Source organism: Bacillus sp. DTU_2020_1000418_1_SI_GHA_SEK_038 (genome assembly GCF_032341175.1).
Taxonomy (GTDB): domain Bacteria; phylum Bacillota; class Bacilli; order Bacillales; family Cytobacillaceae; genus Cytobacillus.
Window position 1 is genome coordinate 4,239,866 of record NZ_CP135435.1, and the last position, 19,806, is coordinate 4,259,671.

A 19,806-nucleotide genomic window follows, 5' to 3' on the forward strand; every position below is an offset into this window, starting at 1 on the left:
AAGTTGAACTAAAAATTTATTAAGAAACTAAAGTTTGTTTTTCCCCGATGACTGATTTTTCGAGAATTTCTGCTACATCATACGTATGAACGGTTTCTTCCACTTCTTTCGCCTTCGTTCCGTCCGATAGCATCGTTAAGCAGTATGGACAGCCTGAGCTAATGACGGATGGACCTGCGGCTAATGCTTGTTCTGTACGAGATACGTTAATGCGGTGTCCGGTTTCTTCCTCCATCCACATTAAGCCGCCTCCTGCTCCACAGCACATGCCGGTCTCACGGTTTCTCTCCATTTCCACAAGCTTCACACCAGGAATGGATTTCAAAATTTCGCGTGGCGGATCATAAACCTCGTTATAGCGGCCTAAATAACAAGAATCATGGAACGTAATCGTTTCATTTACCGGATATTGCGGCTTCAGCTTGCCTTCCTCAACAAGCTGCGCAAGGATTTCTGTATGATGGTAAACCTCTGCTGTAAGCCCGAAATCAGGATATTCATTTTTGAAAATATTGTAGGCATGAGGGTCGATTGTGACGATTTTCTTCACTTCAGCCTTTTCAAATTCCTCAATATTTTTTGTAGCTAACTCCTGGAATAAGAACTCATTTCCAAGACGTCTCGGCGTATCTCCAGAGTTCTTCTCCTTGTTTCCAAGAATGGCAAACTTCACGCCAGCTTCATTCATTAATTTTGCAAAAGAAAGAGCAATCTTTTGGCTGCGGTTGTCAAATGAACCCATTGATCCTACCCAGAATAGGTACTCAAACTCTTCCCCGGCTTTATTCATTTCTTTTACAGTTGGTATATGAACATCCTCGCGGGCTTCACGCCAGTTTTCCTTCTCCTTGCGGTTTAATCCCCAAGGATTTCCTTGACGCTCAATGTTCGTCATAGCACGCTGAGCATCTGCATCCAGCTTCCCTTCTGTTAAAACTAAATAACGGCGAAGATCAATAATCTTATCTACATGCTCATTCATAACCGGGCATTGATCTTCACAATTTCGGCAAGTTGTACAAGCCCAGATCTCTTCTTCTGTAATGACATCCCCAATTAAACTTGGGCTGTAAGCTAATCCAGCAGCCGCTTCCTCTGCCGCTTTTCCCGCACCAGCTAAGGCAATCTGATTGCCCATTGTATTCGAAAAAGCGAAGGTTGGCACCCACGGCTGTTTGGAAGTAACGGCTGCCCCATGATTCGTTAAATGATCACGAAGCTTTAGAATTAAATCCATTGGTGACAGCATTTTGCCTGTTCCCGTTGCTGGACACATATTCGTACAGCGTCCACATTCCACACAAGCATAGAAATCAATCATTTGAAGCTGAGTGAAATCTTCAATTTTTCCGACTCCAAAGCTCTCCTGTGTTTCATCTTCGAAATCAATTTTTGTTAATTTACCCGGCTTTTCAAGACGGTTGAAATAGACATTGGCTGGCCCTGCGATTAAGTGCGCATGCTTCGATTGCGGCACATATACAAGGAATGCTAATAGGAAAATTAAATGGATCCACCAAGCAATATAGAACACAACAATGGAGGCTGTTTCGCCCATCCATGAGAAAGCTCCTGCAATGACTGATACAACTGGTTCTGTCCATGCTGCTTCATGTCCGTGCCAGATCATGCTCATCCCATTTCCAAGTAAAACGGAAAGCATTAATCCACCGATAAAAATAAGCACAAGACCTGATTTAAAGCCTCTTTTTAAACGAACAAGCTTTTCTACATATCTGCGGTAGAAGGCCCAAATCACAGCAACAAGAATCATTAAAGTAACAAGTTCCTGGAAAAACGTAAATCCTGAATATAAAGGTCCAAGCGGCAAATGTGCACCTGGTTTGATTCCCTTAATGATGAAATCAATCGCACCAAATTGGACAAGAATAAACCCGTAGAAAAACATGACGTGTATAATCCCACTTTTCTTATCCTTCAACAGCTTCTTTTGGCCAAAGACGTTCACCCAAATTTTATTTAGACGTTCCTTAACATTGTTATCAAACTCTACCTTCTTTCCGAGTTTGATATATTCAATTCTCGTTTTAACAACATACACAAACAAACTGACTGCGTAAGCGGTTACAAGGAGAAATCCAATTAGATTCACCCACAACAATCCTGTCATTATCGTTAGCTCTCCCCTCTTCAAATGGATTGTCCAGCTTATAATTCTAAAATTTTCAACACAATGAAATTTTCAGAAATTATTCTTTGTCTCTATTATATTATGAATGAGCATTCAGTCAACACATTTTATTTTAAAAATTTTTCAGTTGACCAACTTACTGCTATATGCTAAGAAAATCATCATATAAATGATTGATCTGGAGATAATAATTGGAAACCATCACGAGGAGCAGATACGATGAAAGTAACCTCCATCCTTTTTGTAATCTTACTTTTGATCGCTCTTTGGCTGATACTTGATTTTTACTTTGGGAGACGAAATCAAATAAGCAAACTGACTAAAAAAGAATATCCTTATTGGAACAGCAGCCTAGATTTTTTTGCAAAGGGGCCAGATTTGTTCGAGGATCTCTTTTCGGAGCTGCAGAAAGCAAAACATCACATTCACATACTATTTTATATTGTAAAGGACGATCGAATTAGTACAGAATTTTTAAATCTCCTGAAGCAAAAGGCGCGTGAAGGGGTTGAGATCCGCCTCCTTCTGGACTGGCTGGGGAGCCATTTAATTGATAAAAAAACGATCCAATCTTTAGAGAGTGAGGGTATTCTGTTTTCTTTTTCCCAGCGGCCTAAGTTTCCTTTCCTCTTCTATACGCTGCAGGCTCGCAATCATAGAAAAATTACAGTTATTGACGGGAAGATTGGGTATATCGGCGGTTTCAATATCGGCAAGGAGTACATCGATTTAGATCCAGTCTTGAGTCCTTGGCGGGACTATCATTTGAAAATAGAGGGTGAGGGTGTAACTGGGCTGCAAAAGGAATTTCTGATGAATTGGCACCATGACAGCAAGGAGGAATTACTGGATCAGCCAAGCTATTTTCCCACACTCCCTCAGGGACCGTGCAGACATCAGTTAATTCCCTCGAAAGGTGCATTTCTGGAGGATACCTATACCTCGCTTATTCGGAAGGCAGAAGCGAATATTACCATAGGAACACCTTATTTTATTCCGAGCCGAAGACTGCTGCATGAATTGTCCGATGCCCTTGCAAGAGGAGTCAGCCTTACCGTACTTATCCCAAAGACACCGGACCATCCTCTTGTAAAGGAAGCTTCGTATTATTTCTTTAGAAAATTAATCAGGCAAGGTGCGGTCGTTTACAAATTTAAAAATGGCTTTTATCATGCTAAGACCCTTATTATTGATGATCAAGTATGTGATATTGGCACAACTAATTTTGATCTTCGAAGCTTTTTTTTAAACTATGAAATTAATTGTTATATCTATGATTATGACTTTATCCAGAAGGTGCGTCAGGTTATTCAATCAGACATTCGCCAATCCGAACGAATGACACTGGCAGAACTTAATCAATTCAACCCCATCCGGTCGTTTAAGGAATGGGCGGCGCACTTGATTATTTTGTTTTTGTAATATCCTTTGATTCCTGTTTTTCTTGGATTCGTGGAAATTTTGGAAACAAACATGTTTTCATTCCCGATTTTCTCGAAATCGCTAAAATTTGGGAAACATAACTTGTTTTCTTTCCCGTTTTTCCAGTAATCATTAAAATTTAGGAAACATATCTTGTTTTCTTTCCCGTTTTTCCAGTAATCACTAAAATTTAGGAAACATATCTTGTTTTCTTTCCCGTTTTTCCGAAAATCGCTAAAATTTAGGAAACAAACAAAAAAGCTGGCATGTAATTGGGAGGGAGAGCCCGCTCGATGGGGCTCTCCCTCTCTTTTACATGCCAGCAATCTTTTTACATTTTCTCCGGAGCCGATACTCCAATTAATGCAAGTGCGTTTTTCAATGTGGTTTTTACTGCTTTGATTAATGCCAGTCTTGCTTGCGTCCGTTCTGGGTGCAAGGTATCCAATACTTTCTCAGCGTTGTAGAAGCTGTGGAACGCAGATGCCAATTCGAAAATATAATTGGTGATTCGGTGCGGTAACCGTTTTTGTGCGGCTTCACCGACTGCTTGTGGGAATTCACCCAGCTTCTTCAAAACGTCAATTTCCTTTTCAGCTGAAATCAAGGAGAAATCTGCTGAGCTGCTCACCGTTAATCCCTGCTCTTCGCCCTGTCGTAAAATACTGCAAATCCGCGCATGAGCATATTGCGCATAATAAACAGGGTTTTCATTAGACTCGGAAACGGCTAAATCTAGGTCAAAGTCCATATGCGTATCCGCGCTTCTCATTGCAAAGAAATAACGAGTTGCATCTAAGCCTACCTCTTCCACTAGATCACGCATCGTTACCGCTTTTCCTGTCCGTTTACTCATTTTCATTTTTTCGCCGTTTTTGTATAAATGAACGAGCTGAATAATTTCTACTTCAAGTGCATCACGGTCATAGCCTAATGCTTGAATAGCTGCTTTCATACGCGGAATATAGCCGTGATGGTCAGCTCCCCAAATATTAATCAGCTTTTCAAAGCCGCGCTCCAGCTTATCCTTGTGGTACGCAATATCTGGTGTTAAGTACGTATAAGAACCGTCATTTTTGATCAAAACGCGGTCTTTATCATCGCCAAATGTGGTCGAACGGAACCATGTTGCCCCTTCTTCCTCATAAATATGGCCGTTGTCCTTTAATTTTTGTAAAGCCGTATCAATTTTTCCATTATGATATAGAGATGTTTCAGAATACCACACATCAAACGGCACACGGAATTCTTCTAGGTCAGCTTTTAGCTTTGCCATTTCAATCTTTAATCCATATTCACGGAAGAAGTTGAAGCGCTCTTTTTCGTCAGTATGAACGTATTTGTCGCCGAATTCCTCAGCAAGCTTTTTCCCAATTCCAATAATATCCTCGCCATGGTAGCCGTCAGCAGGCATTTCTTTTTCCAATCCTAATGCCTGGAAGTAACGGGCTTCAACTGAATACGCAAGATTATTAATCTGGTTTCCCGCATCATTAATATAATATTCGCGTGAAACATCGTAGCCAGCTTTCGCTAAAATATTGCACAAAGAATCCCCTACAGCCGCACCACGCGCATGCCCAAGGTGAAGGTCCCCAGTCGGATTGGCAGATACAAACTCAACCTGAACCTTTTGATTTCCTCCGACATTCGTTTCCCCGTACCCATCGCCTGCTTCAAGTACAGCAGGAATTAAGTTCGTTAAATAGCTGTTGTCCATGTAAAAATTAATAAATCCTGGACCTGCAATCTCCATTTTTTCAATTGAGGCTTGCGATTTATCAAAATTTGCAATCAGGGCCTCCGCAATCATTTTCGGCGCCTTTTTCGCTACGCGTGCAAGCTGCATCGCCATATTCGTGGAATAATCCCCATGTGCCTTTTCCTTCGGCGTTTCCAAAATAACGTTTGGAATTTGTTCTTCAGTCGCTAAATTCGCTTTGATGACAGCTGCTTTTATTTCCTGTTTCAGCTTTTCTTGCATTTGTTCTACACTGTTCAACTTTCTTCCTCCTCTTGGAAATGAATAGATAAATGATATGTACCTGTGCTAGCGCCTTGCATTTTCATTTCATATAAAAGATCGATAGACCCGGTCCCCGTTTGCTCGTCAAACTGGTGATCCAGCCTTTTTGTCATCGTATCGATTTCAAACACGCCATAAGGTGTATGGTAGCTTCCTTTAAGCCTTTTATTCATGATAAAAGGGAGCCTCATTTTCACTGCACCGCTTCGCAATATAAGACCTTCTTTATCAGATACTTTGATAATCGTTTTTGCCATTCCTTCTTCCATGGCTTCTTCATATTGAAGAAAGCGGGCATTTTCTTTTATATAGTATCGACCAAATGCGATGAGTTCAAAAGTATCTTTGCTTTGCCCATCCCGAATATCTGTCTTCACGTTAATTTTAACAGGCATTTGCTCCGCTGGTCTAGTAGACAACGGCCACACATCCTTTTCGTAACATTATAGTAGACTTTTGCAAAAGGTTCTACTTTTCCCTGTATGAAGGCTTGGTGATAAGTCTTATGCATACCTGCTCTCTACGTTATTCGTCCCGAATAAAACCCGTTTGCATGCATGCATAAGACTTAATATAGCCTATTTTAAAAATGGAAAAAACGGAGACCCCTGTCTCCGTCATCGTTTTTTAAAAAAGCGCCGCCACTTTTCTTATTTCACCCAGCCCAAAATCATTTCCCGAATAAGCTTGCTTGCTGTGTTAGCTGTTTGCTCGGACGGGTCGTAGATAGGTGCAACCTCTACAAGATCGCAGCCCACCACTTTTACATTAGAGCGGGCAATTTCATGAATGGAAGCTAAAAGCTCCTTCGAAGTAATGCCTCCTGCGTCCACAGTGCCAGTTCCCGGAGCATGTGCAGGGTCAAGCACATCAATATCGATTGTTACATATACCGGACGTCCCGCAAGCTTTGGCAGGATTGCTTTTAACGGCTCTAACACATCAAATTTCGAAATGTGCATGCCGACTTCTTTTGCCCATTGGAATTCTTCCTTCATACCGGAACGGATGCCAAAGGAAAATATATTTTGAGGCCCGATTAGATCACATGCTTTGCGGATTGGCGTTGAGTGGGATAATGGCTCCCCTTCGTAATTCTCACGCAGATCCGTATGTGCATCCATATGAATAATTGCTAAATCGGGATATTTTTTATACATTGCTTTAAAAACCGGCCATGAAACTAAATGCTCTCCACCCATGCCAATCGGGAATTTTCCCTCTGCTAAAAGCTGGTCAATAAATTCCTCAATTAAATCCAAGCTTTTTTGCGGATTTCCGAATGGAAGCGGAATATCACCGGCATCATAGTATTTCACTTCTTCTAATTCGCGCTCTAAATAAGGGCTATATTCCTCGAGCCCAATAGACACCTCACGAATGCGGGCAGGGCCAAAACGGGAACCCGGACGGTAACTGACGGTCCAGTCCATCGGCATTCCGTAAATGACCGCTTCACTTTCCTCGTAATTCGGATGGCTTTTTATAAAAACATTGCCAGAGTATGCTTCATCAAAACGCACCACTGTCATCCCTCGTTCGTATTTAATTTGGGGTCACTAGCCCCTTGATCGTGCTAAAATCAGCGATATTTTTGAATGATCGCTGAATCCCATGTGCTTTTTTATCTAGACTTTTGTTAATGAATTTTGTTGGCGATCAAACCGCCTTATGCATACCTGCTCTCTACGTTATTCGTCCCGAATAAAACCCGTTCGCATGCATGCATAAGCCTGGTATCAACAAATAATCGCTAAAATACTTTATCTGAAAAACAGTTTATCAGCTAAATTTACTCATTTATCAGCCAGATTACCTGTTTTGTCAGCCAATTTTTCAGTTTATCAGCCAATTTGACGGTTTTGTCAGCCAATTTTTCGATTTGTCAGCCAATCGGCATTTTGCTGCCAATTAACATACTTCTAAAATTAGAATTTACTCCACTAAATCCTTCACAAATTTCGGCAATACAAAAGCAGCCTGATGAAGTTCTTTCGTATAATATTTTGTTTCGATTTCATGGAAACGCTCTTCACTTACCTCTAGTGGATCATACTTTTTAGAACCGATAGTAAATGCCCATAATCCGCTTGGATACGTAGGGATGTTTGCCACATAAAGACGTGTAATCGGGAAAATTTCCTTAACGTCCTTTTGAACACTGCGAATTAAATCAGCTTTAAACCAAGGGTTGTCTGATTGCGCAACAAAAATTCCGTCTTCCTTTAAAGCTTTGGAAATCCCAGCATAGAATCCTTTTGTAAAAAGGTTCACGGCTGGACCAACAGGCTCAGTGGAGTCAACCATAATCACATCGTATTCATTTTCACTTTCAGCAATGTGCATGAAACCATCGCCAACCTGAACATCTACACGCGGATCATCTAGCTTGCCAGCGATTTCTGGAAGGTACTTTTTAGAATACTCAATGACCTTTCCGTCAATATCAACAAGCGTTGCTTTTTTCACGCTTGGGTGCTTAAGAACTTCGCGGATTACCCCGCCGTCCCCGCCGCCAACAACTAACACATTTTCAGGGTTTGGATGTGTAAACAACGGTACATGTGCAACCATTTCATGATAGACAAATTCGTCTTTCACAGAAGTCATCACCATGCCGTCTAGTAAAAGCATATTGCCCCATTCTTCTGTTTCTACCATTTCAAGCATTTGAAAATCTGTCTGTTCTGTATGTAAAGTCTGCTTAACCTTCATTGTGATGCCAAAATTCTCTGTTTGCTTTTCAGTAAACCAAAGTCCCATTTATCTAACCATTCCTTCCGTAAAAATCGATTATTATTACATTTCTCTTTCCCGAGTTTGAGAACTGTCTAGCTCCAGTGCCCAGCGCCTATTGGACTTCCTTCCCCCTCCCTACGATAAGTCAACATCGAATCGCTCTCGCTCTTCGTGTTTCCTTTATCTCAGTCGCGGTCAGTCCAGTCCATACGGCGCTAAGCGGGGCACTTCCGCTTTTCTTTTTATAGTCCCCAATCTAAATAATTACAAACATGAGAAAAAGTATAGATGAATCTAGCAAAAAAGCAAGAAAAAATTGAATTTTGCTTAAGAGAAATGTTTAAAACGAAAGGTTTGTTTCAATACTATTGAGAGATGGAATTTTTACCAAATTAGAAATATATAAAACCTAGTAAAAAATTTTGGAGAGGTGGTGGTTTTCACAATGGAGATTATGACGAATCAACGTTTTAAAAAAGCTGGTAAGTATTTCCGCGCCATTTTTATTTTAAGTTTAATTGGTTTTGCCTTGGCTGCTATTATCATGGCTGGTATTTTGATTTATGCAAAGGTTCTTGGACCGCCTCCTCTAGCCGTTCCGCAGTCGACCTTATTCTATTCTGATGATGGAACCGTGATAGGGGAAAGTCATAATGGCCAAAAGCGGTATTGGGTAGAGCTCGATGACATTAGCCCATACTTAGTGAATGCCACCGTATCGATTGAAGACCGGAAATTTTACTCCCATCATGGATTTGATTATAAGAGAATTGCAGGTGCCATCCTTGCCGATATTAAGGCAATGGCCAAGGTGCAAGGGGCTAGTACCATTAGCCAGCAGTACGCCCGAAATCTATTTCTTGAACACGAAAAAACATGGAAGCGTAAATTGAAGGAAGCCTTCTATACGATTCGGCTTGAAATGAATTATTCAAAGAAAGAGATTCTTGAAGGCTATTTAAATACTATTTATTATGGGCATGGCGCTTACGGAACAGAAGCAGCAAGCCAGTTTTATTTTGGGAAGCCTGCTCGTGATTTAACCATTGGAGAGGCTTCGATTTTAGCTGGAATTCCAAAGGGGGCTGGCATTTATTCCCCACTCGTATCACTCGAAAATGCGAAAAACCGGCAAAGGATTATTTTGAACACGATGGTCGAAAATGACTATATTGATAAAAAAGCGGCCGAAGCAGCAGTGCAAGAACCGTTGACCTTTGTAGGGAAGCATCTCCATACTAAAGCAAAAACAGCCCCTTACTTTCAGGATGCGGTTCGCCAAGCATTGAAAACAGAGCTGAAACTGGATGACCGGATCATTGAATTAGGGGGACTAAAGGTTTACACCACTTTGGATATGAAACAGCAGGAAGTCGCGGAACAGACAGTTGATCAATTAATCTCAAAGGAATCTGAAATCCAGGTTGGAATGGTTTCGATGAATCCGAAAAACGGGCATGTCAAAGCGATGATCGGAGGAAGGGATTACGCGGAGAGTCCTTTTAACCGTGCCGTTCAGGCAATTCGCCAGCCCGGATCTACGATGAAGCCTGTGCTCTATTACGCTGCCTTGGAAAATGGATTTACTCCTTCCTCTTTAATGCGAAGTGAGCCAACCACTTTCCGATTCGATGACGCAAGACCTGACTATACACCGAAAAACTTTAACAGCCAGTATGCGGATGGCGATATCACCATGGCTCAGGCACTAGCCCTTTCGGATAATATTTATGCTGTTAAAACCCATCTTTTTTTAGGAATTGATACACTCGTTAACACAGCTCAGAAATTTGGACTCTCTACAAAAATGAACAGAGTCCCTTCCCTGGCGCTAGGCACATCTGGTGTTCGGGTGATCGAAATGGCAAATGCTTATAGTATATTTGCGAACGGCGGAAAAAAAGTGGCACCTGTCTTAATTACAAGGGTTGAGAACCATAAGGGAGAAATCATTTACGAACAGGAAAAAGAGGCCCTCCCAATATTGCGCCCCGAATTAGCCTATGTGATGACCCAAATGATGACGGGTATTTTTGACCCGAAGCTGAACGGATACACTAGTGTCACGGGGCGATCCGTTATCAATGATATGACTCGGACCTACGCGGGGAAATCCGGCTCAACGGATACCGACAGCTGGATGATCGGCTATTCCCCGCAGCTTGTTTCCGCCGTTTGGACTGGCTTTGACAAGGGAAAAACGATTCATAAAACCGCAGATAAATCATATGCAAAAAACATCTGGATTCGCTTTATGGAGGAGGCACATCAGGGCTTGCCGGTCAAAGGCTTTAAACCGGTAAAAGGAACAGTCGGCGTCTATGTAAATCCAGAAAACGGCAAATTAGCCACCGATGAATGCCCTGTTAAGCGTCTAACGTATTTCGCCAAAGGCACAGAGCCAACCGAATATTGTACAGCTCACTTGTTATATCAAGAGGAGAAACCAGATGGAAATGAGCAGCCAGCGAAGAAGCCTTGGTATAAGCGGTTGTTTAATTGGTAAAATAGAACCAGTATTGTATGGGACTTAAGCTTTTGGACAGTTTTCAGGGATTTTACTAAAACCTGTCCGAATCAGCTCGGTTTTTGACAGCTTTCTGGGTTTTCTACTAAATCTGTCCAAATAAACTCGCTTTGACAAAGTGAAAAACCTCGTGCCAAAAGGCCCGAGGTTTTTCGTGTCCTAGTTCTATACAGTGCATTCACACTGTTAAATAGTGTACTATTTTTTATTGGATTTGGGCAAGTAGTTAGAAATTTAAGTCAGTAATCTGTCACAATTTCGTCATAAATTAAAAAGATTATTTTAATTTTCTTGCAAACCATCCTTCAGTTGTTGTAGAGAGCGTTCCCACATGCCTACATCGTGATTTTTCAGAAAATCGCTTAGAACTTTCTTCGATTTGGCATCCATATGATCAACCATAATATGGCGTTTAATCGACTTATCCATGCGGTTCACATGTTCCGGCAAAGATTTATAACCCCTGCGAATTTCTCGATCTACCGTCATTTCACAAGCCGTCACACCTGCATAATAAGGACCGTCCTCTTTGCGGTCAATCGTTACCCATATCAGCCAATACGGCTTTCCATTTGGCACATCTTTCTTATTGGGCAGGAATTTAATACCCTTTTCTACTGGACTGCGGGCATGCAACGCACCCACTTCAATCGATGCCTCCCCCGCCTCCACGTCAATGATGACAGGCGAAACATTATCCAAACTTAACGCCCCCGAGCCAAAGCCTCCATGTCCGTCAGTCGGATCACTCTTAATAATATTGAATGCAATATTTTTCTTCTTTTTTTCTTCCAACTTGAAGTTCCTCCTTTTTTCAAAAAAGCTTTTTATAAAAATATCCCGCCAAAGAAGTTAGCTAACCCATCTGCAACGACTGGTAAAACGTAACGAAAAATTGGCTGAATCGTATATTGGTCGAGCGGCGTAATGACTAGTATTAAGAAAATCACCGACCCGTATGCCTCATACTGAGTTAAACGCGGTCGAATCGATTTTGGCATTAAATCCTCCACAATGCGATATCCGTCCAAAGGCGGGAGCGGGATTAAGTTAAAAATAAACAAAACTAAATTGAGATGGATAAAAATATTTAAAAAATCAGGGACAAAAGATGGTAATCCAGCCGCGAGACCCATTCCGACCATAGCATACCAAATGAGAAACCCTAGGCTCGCCATGATTAAATTGCTGATAGGACCGGCAATGGATACCGAAATTCCTGCTAAACGCGGATTTTTAAAGAAGAATCTGTTAACCGGAACAGGTCTTGCCCAGCCAAAGCCTGCAATAAAAATCAGAATGGTTCCAATTGGATCTAAATGCTGAATCGGATTTAACGTCAGCCTTCCTTGATTTTTCGCTGTTGGGTCGCCGAATTTATAGGCGACAAACGCATGAGCAAATTCATGAACGGTAAAAGCAATCATTAATGTAATCGCCACATAAGGAATTTCCTTTAAATTAAAGGCTAAAAATTGTTCCAAGGCCAAAACCCCTTTAATTACAACTTAAAAAAAATTATACACGATATCGAGGATAAAAGGAAAAAGAACAAACCACTTGCACATTTTTCTGAAATATGGAAAACTACAAGCATTAAGGAATCCGCCTGTAAAATCAAAGCGGAATGCCCCAGCTCACAAAAAGGAGAGATCCCCATGCCATATGTAACAGTTAAAATGCTAGAAGGCCGCACAGAGGAACAAAAGAAATCACTCGTTGAGAAAGTAACAGACGCAGTAAGCGAGACAACAGGAGCACCGAAGGATAAGGTCGTTGTGTTTATCGAGGAAATGTCTAAAAATCATTACGCTGTTGCTGGCAAGCGACTAAGCGATCAATAATTTATGCAGGGGTGCGGTCATGTACCCCAAAAGCCGGGCTTACTCAATGCCCGGCTTTCTTTTTCAAGCTTTCAATATATTGATAAGCAGCCTCCACTTCTTCCTCCGTATAGCGCTGCTTGCTTTTTAACGTAAAAACCTTCTCCTTCACTTCTTCTTTCGGCAGGTTTTCAAAAAATAGTACGGTTGAAACAAGCTCAAGGAATCTTGCATTTTGACTATTCATATCAGTCAAGCAATCTTGAAGATTAGGCATTGAAACCCCTTCATTCAGGCTTAGGAACTCCTTGCCATTGTCCGTTAACGTGTACCGGTACTGATAATAGCCGCCCTTCTTCTCCTTTAATTCATTAAGGAAGCCCATATTGCAAAGCTCCTCCACTCTCAAAGTCAGCTCCTCTGAATAAGGTCCATAAAAATGAAATTGAAATCTTTCCTGGAAAGGGAATTCTAGTTTTTTTGCGATATAGACCATTTTCTGAAGCCTTTTCCGTCCAATAATTTCTTCAGAGGCAGCAATGGCATGAATGATTTTAGCATGATCTTTCAACAAGATACGTCAACTCCTACTCCACTTAATACCGTGACACGTCTATTTCAAGCAGCTTGCAAATGTCCTTTTTTAAGGCTGATTCCGTTGAAAAGTCTTTTAGAAAATCTGCTGGATAATATAATTTATGGTCGGTCCTTCTTTTTCCAGAGATCGCATCGACAATTTCAGACTCCCGGGAAAGCTCCCGAATCTCCCCATTTTTCATTAGCAAAGAAATCGGCAGCCGTTCTTCCTCTTCCCCCGGCCGGTAAAAATCATACGGGAGATCGGATGAGGAATCGACAACCAGATAATATTCAGGATCAATTCCTGCCTTCTGAAATAGATTGGACAGCTCCGCAAGCTTTTTATATTCCTTTGCTGGATCAAATTCAGCATATTTAAATAGATTTCGATTCATAAAGCGGCGGCAAAGGTCCCGTATAATAGGATCGTCTTCCTCCTGCCACATTTGAAAATAATAAAGAATGATTGCTTCATCAAGTTTAATATAATCTTCAAGTGTAATTTTCCCATCGAACATCGAAAAGAAATGATAAGGATGTGATTTAAAAGAATAGCCCTGCTTATGTAAGTCTTTGGCACGGTGCAAAATTTTCGTCAAAATCACTTCGGCACTTCTCGTCACAGGGTGGAAGTATACTTGCCAATACATTTGGTACCGGCTCATAATATAGTCCTCAACAGCGTGCATGCCGCTATGTTTAAAGACAACCTGGTCTTCCCCCGGCTGCATGACGCGCAAAATCCGCTCCATATCAAAATGGCCATAGCTGACCCCTGTATAGTAGGCATCTCTTTGCAAATAATCCATACGGTCGGCGTCAATCTGGCTGGAAATCAGGCTTACAACTAGTTTGTTTTTTGAGGTTTTCGCGATGACTTCTGCTACCTTCATAGGAAAATCAGCACTTATGGTAGATAGAACGTGGTTGACTTCCGTTTTTCCGAGAATGATAGCTCTTGTATAGTGCTCATGGTCGAGGTCAAAGACTTTTTCAAACGAATGGGAAAATGGGCCATGTCCTAAATCGTGGAGTAAGGCTGCGCATAGGGAGAGGAGGCGGTCATCTTCATTCCATTCCGGCCTGCCCTGAAAAAGATCATCTGCAATTCGACGAATAATTTCGTAAACCCCTAGGGAATGATTAAAACGGCTATGCTCGGCCCCATGAAATGTTAAATAAGTAGTCCCGAGCTGCTTAATTCGTCTAAGGCGCTGAAACTCCTTCGTCCCAATTAAATCCCAGATTACCCGATCCCTCACGTGAATATAGCGATGGACAGGGTCTTTAAATACCTTTTCTTCACGTAATTTCTCCACCGGATATGCCATCATTTACCTCCGATTTTCTAATGTGTCTCTATTATAGCCCGTTTCCTTCCGCAATTCACTACAGAAAATCTGCTAATTCTGCAGAATTCAACGAAAGCCTTGATGTGGACGGGTTTGAAAAGTTTTCGCTTGAAATGTCCGCTTCCACTCCTCTTTCGGACACTTCGCACCTTTCTTGTCAAATAACCGAAAAAAACAAAAATCACCTCAAGGCGATCTGTAAGGTGATTTTATTTCTTTAGCTTTTTATTAACTTTTTCCATTAATTCCTCTTCTGTTAATCCAGCGAGCGGACGATTATTAACGAAGGCAAATGTTTTCTTACGGCCTGGTCCACAATAAGATTGGCAGCCTATTTCGATCTTCGCTTCTGGATCTATTTCCTTCAAACGGGGAATTAAGGTTTTTAAATTAACACCCTGACAATCGTCGCAAACACGAAATTCGTTTGCCATATCTATTACAACCCTTTCTATGGTCTATCTTAAAAAATATTTATACAAAATGGGGCAAACGCCGCCTTAACTTTAAGATAAAATGAAATATTAAACAGCAGCGGTCCTGCAGTTTGTTAAACGCTATTTGATAAGTAAGTTAACAGTCTAATTAAGGCGCTTCCGCTTTTCGATTCTCTTGCTGTATTTTACAGCTTCTTTCCTTCTAATGCAAGCTGTCGCCTATATCAAGCACTGAAAAAAGGCAAATAAACATATGAATCTAAAGTGTTTACAATACCTATCTATTGAAAAAATAAAAAAATCTACTATCCTTTTAATTCACTTTGTATATTTTTCTTCTGAAATGTCCATCCTTATATTAAGAATAAAAAATGTAAATGAATTGGGAGTTGAAGAAATGAAAGTTCGTCAGGATGCATGGACCGAAGAAAATGATTTATTACTAGCTGAAACCGTATTAAGACATGTAAGAGAGGGAAGTACACAATTAAATGCTTTTGAAGAGGTGGGCGATCGACTCGACCGAACTTCTGCGGCATGTGGATTTCGCTGGAATGCTGTTGTAAGGCATCAATATGAAAAGGCTTTGCAGCTCGCTAAGAAACAGCGGAAGCAAAGACAGCGCTTGCTTGGAAAAGATCAGGGCGGAAAGAAAAAGCTGCTATATGCACCGCCAGTACCATCCATTTCAGAGGTTGAATCCGTACCCGCAGCGGCAATGATGTTATCAGCACCTGCAGAACAGGATGATTCATTGGAAATTATCGAAGCAAGGCCTGTTCCTTCCTATATCGAGGAACCGAGCTACACAAGCGGAACTCACATTGGCGCCAATGATTTAAATCTTGATCGCGTCATTACTTACTTACAATCTTTAAAACACTCGAGTATTCAATTAGATATTTTGAGAAATGAGAATGAAAGATTGAAGCGTGAGAATGCACAGATTAAGAGCCGAAACGATGAGCTGGAGGGTAAGATTAACCAGCTTGAAGAAAATACGGAAACGATCCAAGAAGATTACGAGACGTTAATGAAGATCATGAACCGTGCCCGCAAACTCGTACTCTTTGAGGAAGAAGAAAGACCAGCGACTAAGTTCAAGATGGATCGAAACGGAAACCTAGAAAAGGTAGCAGAATAACAAGAAAAGCGGAAGCGCCTCGCCCACCCCCGACAAGCACAAGTCGAGCCTTCCGGAAAGGTGTTCTTTACCTTTTTGGGAGGATTGGCTTGTGACCTCGAGGGGGTAGGCGCTCCTCCTAAAAGCTAGCGCTTCTACTCGTGCGATGATTATGCTGTCGAAGCGTTCCTTATGGAGCTAGACAATTCTCAAACTCGAAAAATGTTTAATTTATTCTTTAAATATAAAACTTCCAATTTTGGGAGCAGGAGAAGGAATTACATCCTCGATTTTTTAAAAAAGCCGTAACGCTGCCGTTTACGGCTTTTTCATATTTCACCGGAGCACCTTTTCATTTCGCTCGACCATACGCTGATAATACCCTTCAAACAGCGAAATCTCCTCACCCTGCAGTTCACCTGAAAATAAGTGGTTGGAACGATTCTTTAATGCTTGCAAAAACCGAAGCATTACATCCTGTATTGAAAGTTTTTGCCCCAGCAATTCAGATAAAGAGGCCATCACCTCAGGCTTTATTTCAGGAAAAAGGAATTTAGAGTCTGCATCCTTCTTGGAAGTTGCATAAAAACGTTCAATTTGTTCAGCACGGGCACTCCCGCTTCCTTGTACACAGAGATAAATCTGTACAGCTACCCCATTTCGCAGGCGCCTTTGGGAGATACCAGCGAACTTTTTTCCGCCTATACTTAAGTCATAGCTGCCCGGACAATAGGAGCCAACAATCTCCCTTGCCTCTATTTCCTTATTAAAATCGGAAAACATTTCCTTAACGAGCATCCACATTGCATCATAGCCGCGATTAATATCAATACCCTTATCACTTTCGGAAAAAACTAGAGTTAAATTTAAGACCCCTTCATCCAAAACAACGGCCAATCCGCCAGAATTTCTGACAATGACATGATAACCCTCGTTTTGCAAATAGCCTATCCCCTCTTCCAGAAAGGGAAGCTTTGTATCCTGGATGCCTAAAACAACTGTATCCCGGTGAACCCAAGCCCTTGCCGTTGGTGGAGCCATTCCGCTCCCAACCGATGCACAGAGGGTATCATCCATTCCGAATGAATATAAAGCATGTAAATGGACGGCTGCTGACGACTGATCAATCACTCTCCATTGATCTTGCTGTAGTAAATCATTCATATAGTGGTTCTCCTTTGAGCGAATCCTTTCAATATAACGCTAATATGAAATAGTTCTATATTATGGTTTTCATCCTTCTCTTCCAATAACACTTATTTCTCAACCAAAGGACATTATATCAGCAAAAATCGCGAAAAAAAAGAGACCGACTTAAGTCCGTCCCTCACGTCTAGCCTAATTAATCTCTCAATGCCTGTGCGGCGGTAATTAAGGCTAGTTTATAGACATCCTCTTCATTGCATCCGCGGGAAAGGTCGTTAACTGGCTGGTTCAACCCTTGTAAAATAGGGCCGATTGCTTCAAACCTCCCAAGACGCTGAGCTATTTTATAACCAATATTTCCTGCCTCCAAGCTTGGGAAAATAAAAACGTTCGCATCCCCTTGGATCGGTGAATCCGGTGCCTTCTTCTTAGCTACAGATGGGACAAATGCTGCATCGAACTGAAATTCCCCATCAATTAATAATTGCGGATTCCGTTTTTTTACCTCTTCAACGGCCGCAATGACCTTTTCGGTTTCCGGGGACTTCGCTGATCCCTTTGTTGAGAAGCTTAGCATCGCTATCCGCGGCTCGATATCAAACATTTTCGCTGTTTTGGCACTTTCAATGGCGATCTCCGCCAAATCCTGACTGTCCGGAGCAATATTTATGGCACAATCTGCAAAAACATACTCTTCATCCTCCCGAACCATGATGAAGACACCCGATGTTTTCCTTACACCATCAATTGTTTTGATAATCTGCAATGCGGGACGAACGGTATCAGCCGTTGAATGAGCAGCCCCGCTTACAAGTCCATCCGCTTTATTCATATATACGAGCATGGTTCCGAAGTAATTTTCATCGAGAAGAATTTTTCTTGCATCCTCTTCAGAAGCTTTTCCGTTTCTTCTTTCTACAAAGGCAGCCACCATTTCATCAACTAATGCATTTTTGTTTGGATCATAAACTTCCGCACCCTCTAGTGAAATGTTCATCTCCTTCGCCTTTTCCTCAATTTCGGTAAGCCCGCCAATTAAGATAGGCGTCAGTATTTTCCCTTCCGCCAGCCTTCCTGCAGCTGCTAGTATTCGATTATCCGTCCCTTCCGGAAAAACAATTTTTATATTCTTCCCCTTGACCTTTTCCTGTAACTTTCTAAATAAATCAATCATTACTTACTCTCCTTTAGCTGGAAAAAGTTAGTCACAATTTTAATCTACGGCTTAATACTATTATCGTCAAATTCAATCATTCAATATTTGGCTCTTGTAACAAAGTATCCACAATTCTGCCATACTATACGGCTTTCCTCTGCCTTTTCAAGTTTTATAAAGTGGTTAATTGGAGAAACTGTGATATAGTAATGGTGTAATTTAGGCGCTTCCGCCTTTCTAAGTACATAATAGGAGTGATAGTTATGAGTGAAGCAGCAAAAACGCTCGAGGGCTGGTATAGTTTACATGACTTCCGTGCTATTGATTGGACGTCTTGGAAGATGCTTTCTAGTGATGAGCGCCAAGCAGCTATCCATGAGTTTGTAACCCTGGTTGACAAATGGAATGGGGTTCAGAGTGAGAAAAAAGGCAGCCACGCATTGTATACAGTTGTTGGCCAAAAAGCCGATTTTATGATGATGGTGTTACGACCAACTTTAGAAGAATTAAATGAAATTGAAAATGAATTTAATAAAACTAAGCTAGCTGAATATACGGTTCCTGTGTATTCCTATGTGTCCGTTGTGGAACTAAGCAATTACTTGCCTTCCGATCAGGACCCTTACCAAAGCCCAGAAGTACTTGCCCGCCTATATCCAATTCTGCCTAAGGCTAAGCATGTATGCTTCTATCCAATGGACAAACGCCGTCAAGGCAATGATAACTGGTATATGCTTCCGATGGAAGACCGCCGCAATATGATGCGCAGCCATGGGATGATAGGCCGCCAATATGCAGGCAAGGTGAAACAAATTATTACTGGTTCTGTCGGTTTAGATGACTACGAGTGGGGCGTTACGCTATTCTCTGATGATGCACTTCAATTCAAAAAGCTTGTATACGAAATGCGTTTTGACGAAGTAAGTGCTCGCTATGGAGAGTTTGGCTCCTTCTTCGTTGGAAATCTGCTTGAGGAAAATCAAATTAGCAAGCTGCTGCATGTCAATTAACTGTTTTAACTCCTAGATTTGATCTAGGAGTATTTTTTATTGAAATCCTTCTTTTTCCCCTCCCCCTTATTGAGGCTCTTCTTTTTTATTCATAAAAGCATAAAGGAACAAGCATGAACATACTAATGAATTAGTGAGCGGTTATCCAATCCTTTTTATGAGTTTTTCCTAGTTTCCTTCATGGCGTTTATGAGGGAAAAATCTCTGATAATCTATTAATTATGATCCACTTCCCTTGAGAAAAAATTCTGCGATGCTTCAAGGTTCTTTTTTATGAAGGAAATGGAGTGGGAGCTCACATATTTAAGTGGGAT

General features: G+C 41.4%; 17 protein-coding genes. 5 read left to right on the forward strand and 12 right to left on the reverse strand.

What is annotated here, in order from left to right:
• Positions 1-19: 19 nt before the first annotated feature.
• Positions 20-2,131, reverse strand: a complete 2,112-nt coding sequence (locus tag RRV45_RS20970; protein WP_315666586.1) for a (Fe-S)-binding protein — start codon at positions 2,129-2,131, stop codon at positions 20-22.
• A gap of 240 nt (positions 2,132-2,371) precedes the next feature.
• On the opposite strand from RRV45_RS20970, the gene cls reads away from it, so the two are divergent.
• Complete coding sequence (cls, locus tag RRV45_RS20975; protein WP_315666587.1) at positions 2,372-3,574, forward strand: cardiolipin synthase; 1,203 nt, start codon at positions 2,372-2,374, stop codon at positions 3,572-3,574.
• A 331-nt stretch (positions 3,575-3,905) separates the two neighbouring features.
• On the opposite strand, the gene argS is transcribed toward cls, so the two are convergent.
• The 4 genes from argS to speE all read right to left on the reverse strand — a co-directional run bounded on the left by argS (position 3,906) and on the right by speE (position 8,363).
• A complete protein-coding gene (gene argS, locus RRV45_RS20980) occupies positions 3,906-5,576 on the reverse strand; it encodes an arginine--tRNA ligase (RefSeq protein ID WP_315666588.1) in 1,671 nt (556 codons plus the stop codon).
• Entirely contained in the window at positions 5,573-6,019 is a 447-nt protein-coding gene (locus RRV45_RS20985; protein ID WP_315666589.1) for a YwiB family protein, read from the reverse strand. The genes argS and RRV45_RS20985 overlap by 4 nt, the downstream gene beginning before the upstream one ends.
• 231 nt (positions 6,020-6,250) lie before the next feature.
• Positions 6,251-7,123 carry an agmatinase gene (gene speB / locus RRV45_RS20990; RefSeq protein ID WP_315669115.1) on the reverse strand — a complete coding sequence of 291 codons (873 nt, stop codon included), beginning with the start codon at positions 7,121-7,123 and terminating at the stop codon, positions 6,251-6,253.
• Positions 7,124-7,535: 412 nt separating this feature from the next.
• Positions 7,536-8,363: a spermidine synthase gene (speE, locus tag RRV45_RS20995; protein ID WP_315666590.1), complete on the reverse strand. Its 828-nt coding sequence runs from the start codon at positions 8,361-8,363 to the stop codon at positions 7,536-7,538.
• 421 nt (positions 8,364-8,784) lie between these two features.
• Here speE and RRV45_RS21000 point away from each other — a divergent pair, with 421 nt between their 5' ends.
• On the forward strand, positions 8,785-10,845 hold the full coding sequence (locus tag RRV45_RS21000) for a transglycosylase domain-containing protein (protein WP_315666591.1): 2,061 nt from the start codon (positions 8,785-8,787) through the stop codon (positions 10,843-10,845).
• A 303-nt stretch (positions 10,846-11,148) separates the two neighbouring features.
• Here the strand turns inward: RRV45_RS21000 and RRV45_RS21005 are convergent, their stop codons facing one another.
• A complete protein-coding gene (locus RRV45_RS21005; RefSeq protein ID WP_315666592.1) occupies positions 11,149-11,661 on the reverse strand; it encodes a YwhD family protein in 513 nt (170 codons plus the stop codon).
• Positions 11,662-11,693: 32 nt separating this feature from the next.
• The gene (locus tag RRV45_RS21010) at positions 11,694-12,350 is read right to left on the reverse strand and encodes a site-2 protease family protein (RefSeq protein WP_315666593.1); all 657 of its coding nucleotides are present in this window, start codon (positions 12,348-12,350) and stop codon (positions 11,694-11,696) included.
• Positions 12,351-12,524: 174 nt separating this feature from the next.
• On the opposite strand from RRV45_RS21010, the gene RRV45_RS21015 reads away from it, so the two are divergent.
• Positions 12,525-12,710 (forward strand): 2-hydroxymuconate tautomerase, encoded by a 186-nt coding sequence (locus RRV45_RS21015; protein WP_315666594.1) that lies wholly within the window; start codon positions 12,525-12,527, stop codon positions 12,708-12,710.
• Positions 12,711-12,753: 43 nt separating this feature from the next.
• Here the strand turns inward: RRV45_RS21015 and RRV45_RS21020 are convergent, their stop codons facing one another.
• The 3 genes from RRV45_RS21020 to RRV45_RS21030 all read right to left on the reverse strand — a co-directional run bounded on the left by RRV45_RS21020 (position 12,754) and on the right by RRV45_RS21030 (position 15,054).
• The gene (locus tag RRV45_RS21020; RefSeq protein ID WP_315666595.1) at positions 12,754-13,263 is read right to left on the reverse strand and encodes a YwgA family protein; all 510 of its coding nucleotides are present in this window, start codon (positions 13,261-13,263) and stop codon (positions 12,754-12,756) included.
• A gap of 22 nt (positions 13,264-13,285) precedes the next feature.
• Complete coding sequence (locus RRV45_RS21025; protein WP_315669116.1) at positions 13,286-14,599, reverse strand: HD domain-containing protein; 1,314 nt, start codon at positions 14,597-14,599, stop codon at positions 13,286-13,288.
• Between the two features lie 230 nt (positions 14,600-14,829).
• Entirely contained in the window at positions 14,830-15,054 is a 225-nt protein-coding gene (locus RRV45_RS21030; RefSeq protein ID WP_066296587.1) for a YuzB family protein, read from the reverse strand.
• A gap of 400 nt (positions 15,055-15,454) precedes the next feature.
• Between RRV45_RS21030 and RRV45_RS21035 the strand changes: the two genes are divergently transcribed.
• Complete coding sequence (locus tag RRV45_RS21035; RefSeq protein WP_315666596.1) at positions 15,455-16,201, forward strand: RsfA family transcriptional regulator; 747 nt, start codon at positions 15,455-15,457, stop codon at positions 16,199-16,201.
• A 315-nt stretch (positions 16,202-16,516) separates the two neighbouring features.
• On the opposite strand, the gene RRV45_RS21040 is transcribed toward RRV45_RS21035, so the two are convergent.
• Both RRV45_RS21040 and pta read right to left on the reverse strand, forming a co-directional pair.
• Entirely contained in the window at positions 16,517-17,344 is an 828-nt protein-coding gene (locus tag RRV45_RS21040) for a lipoate--protein ligase family protein (protein ID WP_315666597.1), read from the reverse strand.
• 178 nt (positions 17,345-17,522) lie between these two features.
• Positions 17,523-18,500 (reverse strand): phosphate acetyltransferase, encoded by a 978-nt coding sequence (gene pta, locus RRV45_RS21045; protein ID WP_315666598.1) that lies wholly within the window; start codon positions 18,498-18,500, stop codon positions 17,523-17,525.
• Between the two features lie 245 nt (positions 18,501-18,745).
• Here pta and hemQ point away from each other — a divergent pair, with 245 nt between their 5' ends.
• Complete coding sequence (hemQ, locus tag RRV45_RS21050; protein ID WP_315666599.1) at positions 18,746-19,492, forward strand: hydrogen peroxide-dependent heme synthase; 747 nt, start codon at positions 18,746-18,748, stop codon at positions 19,490-19,492.
• The last annotated feature ends 314 nt before the right edge of the window (positions 19,493-19,806 follow it).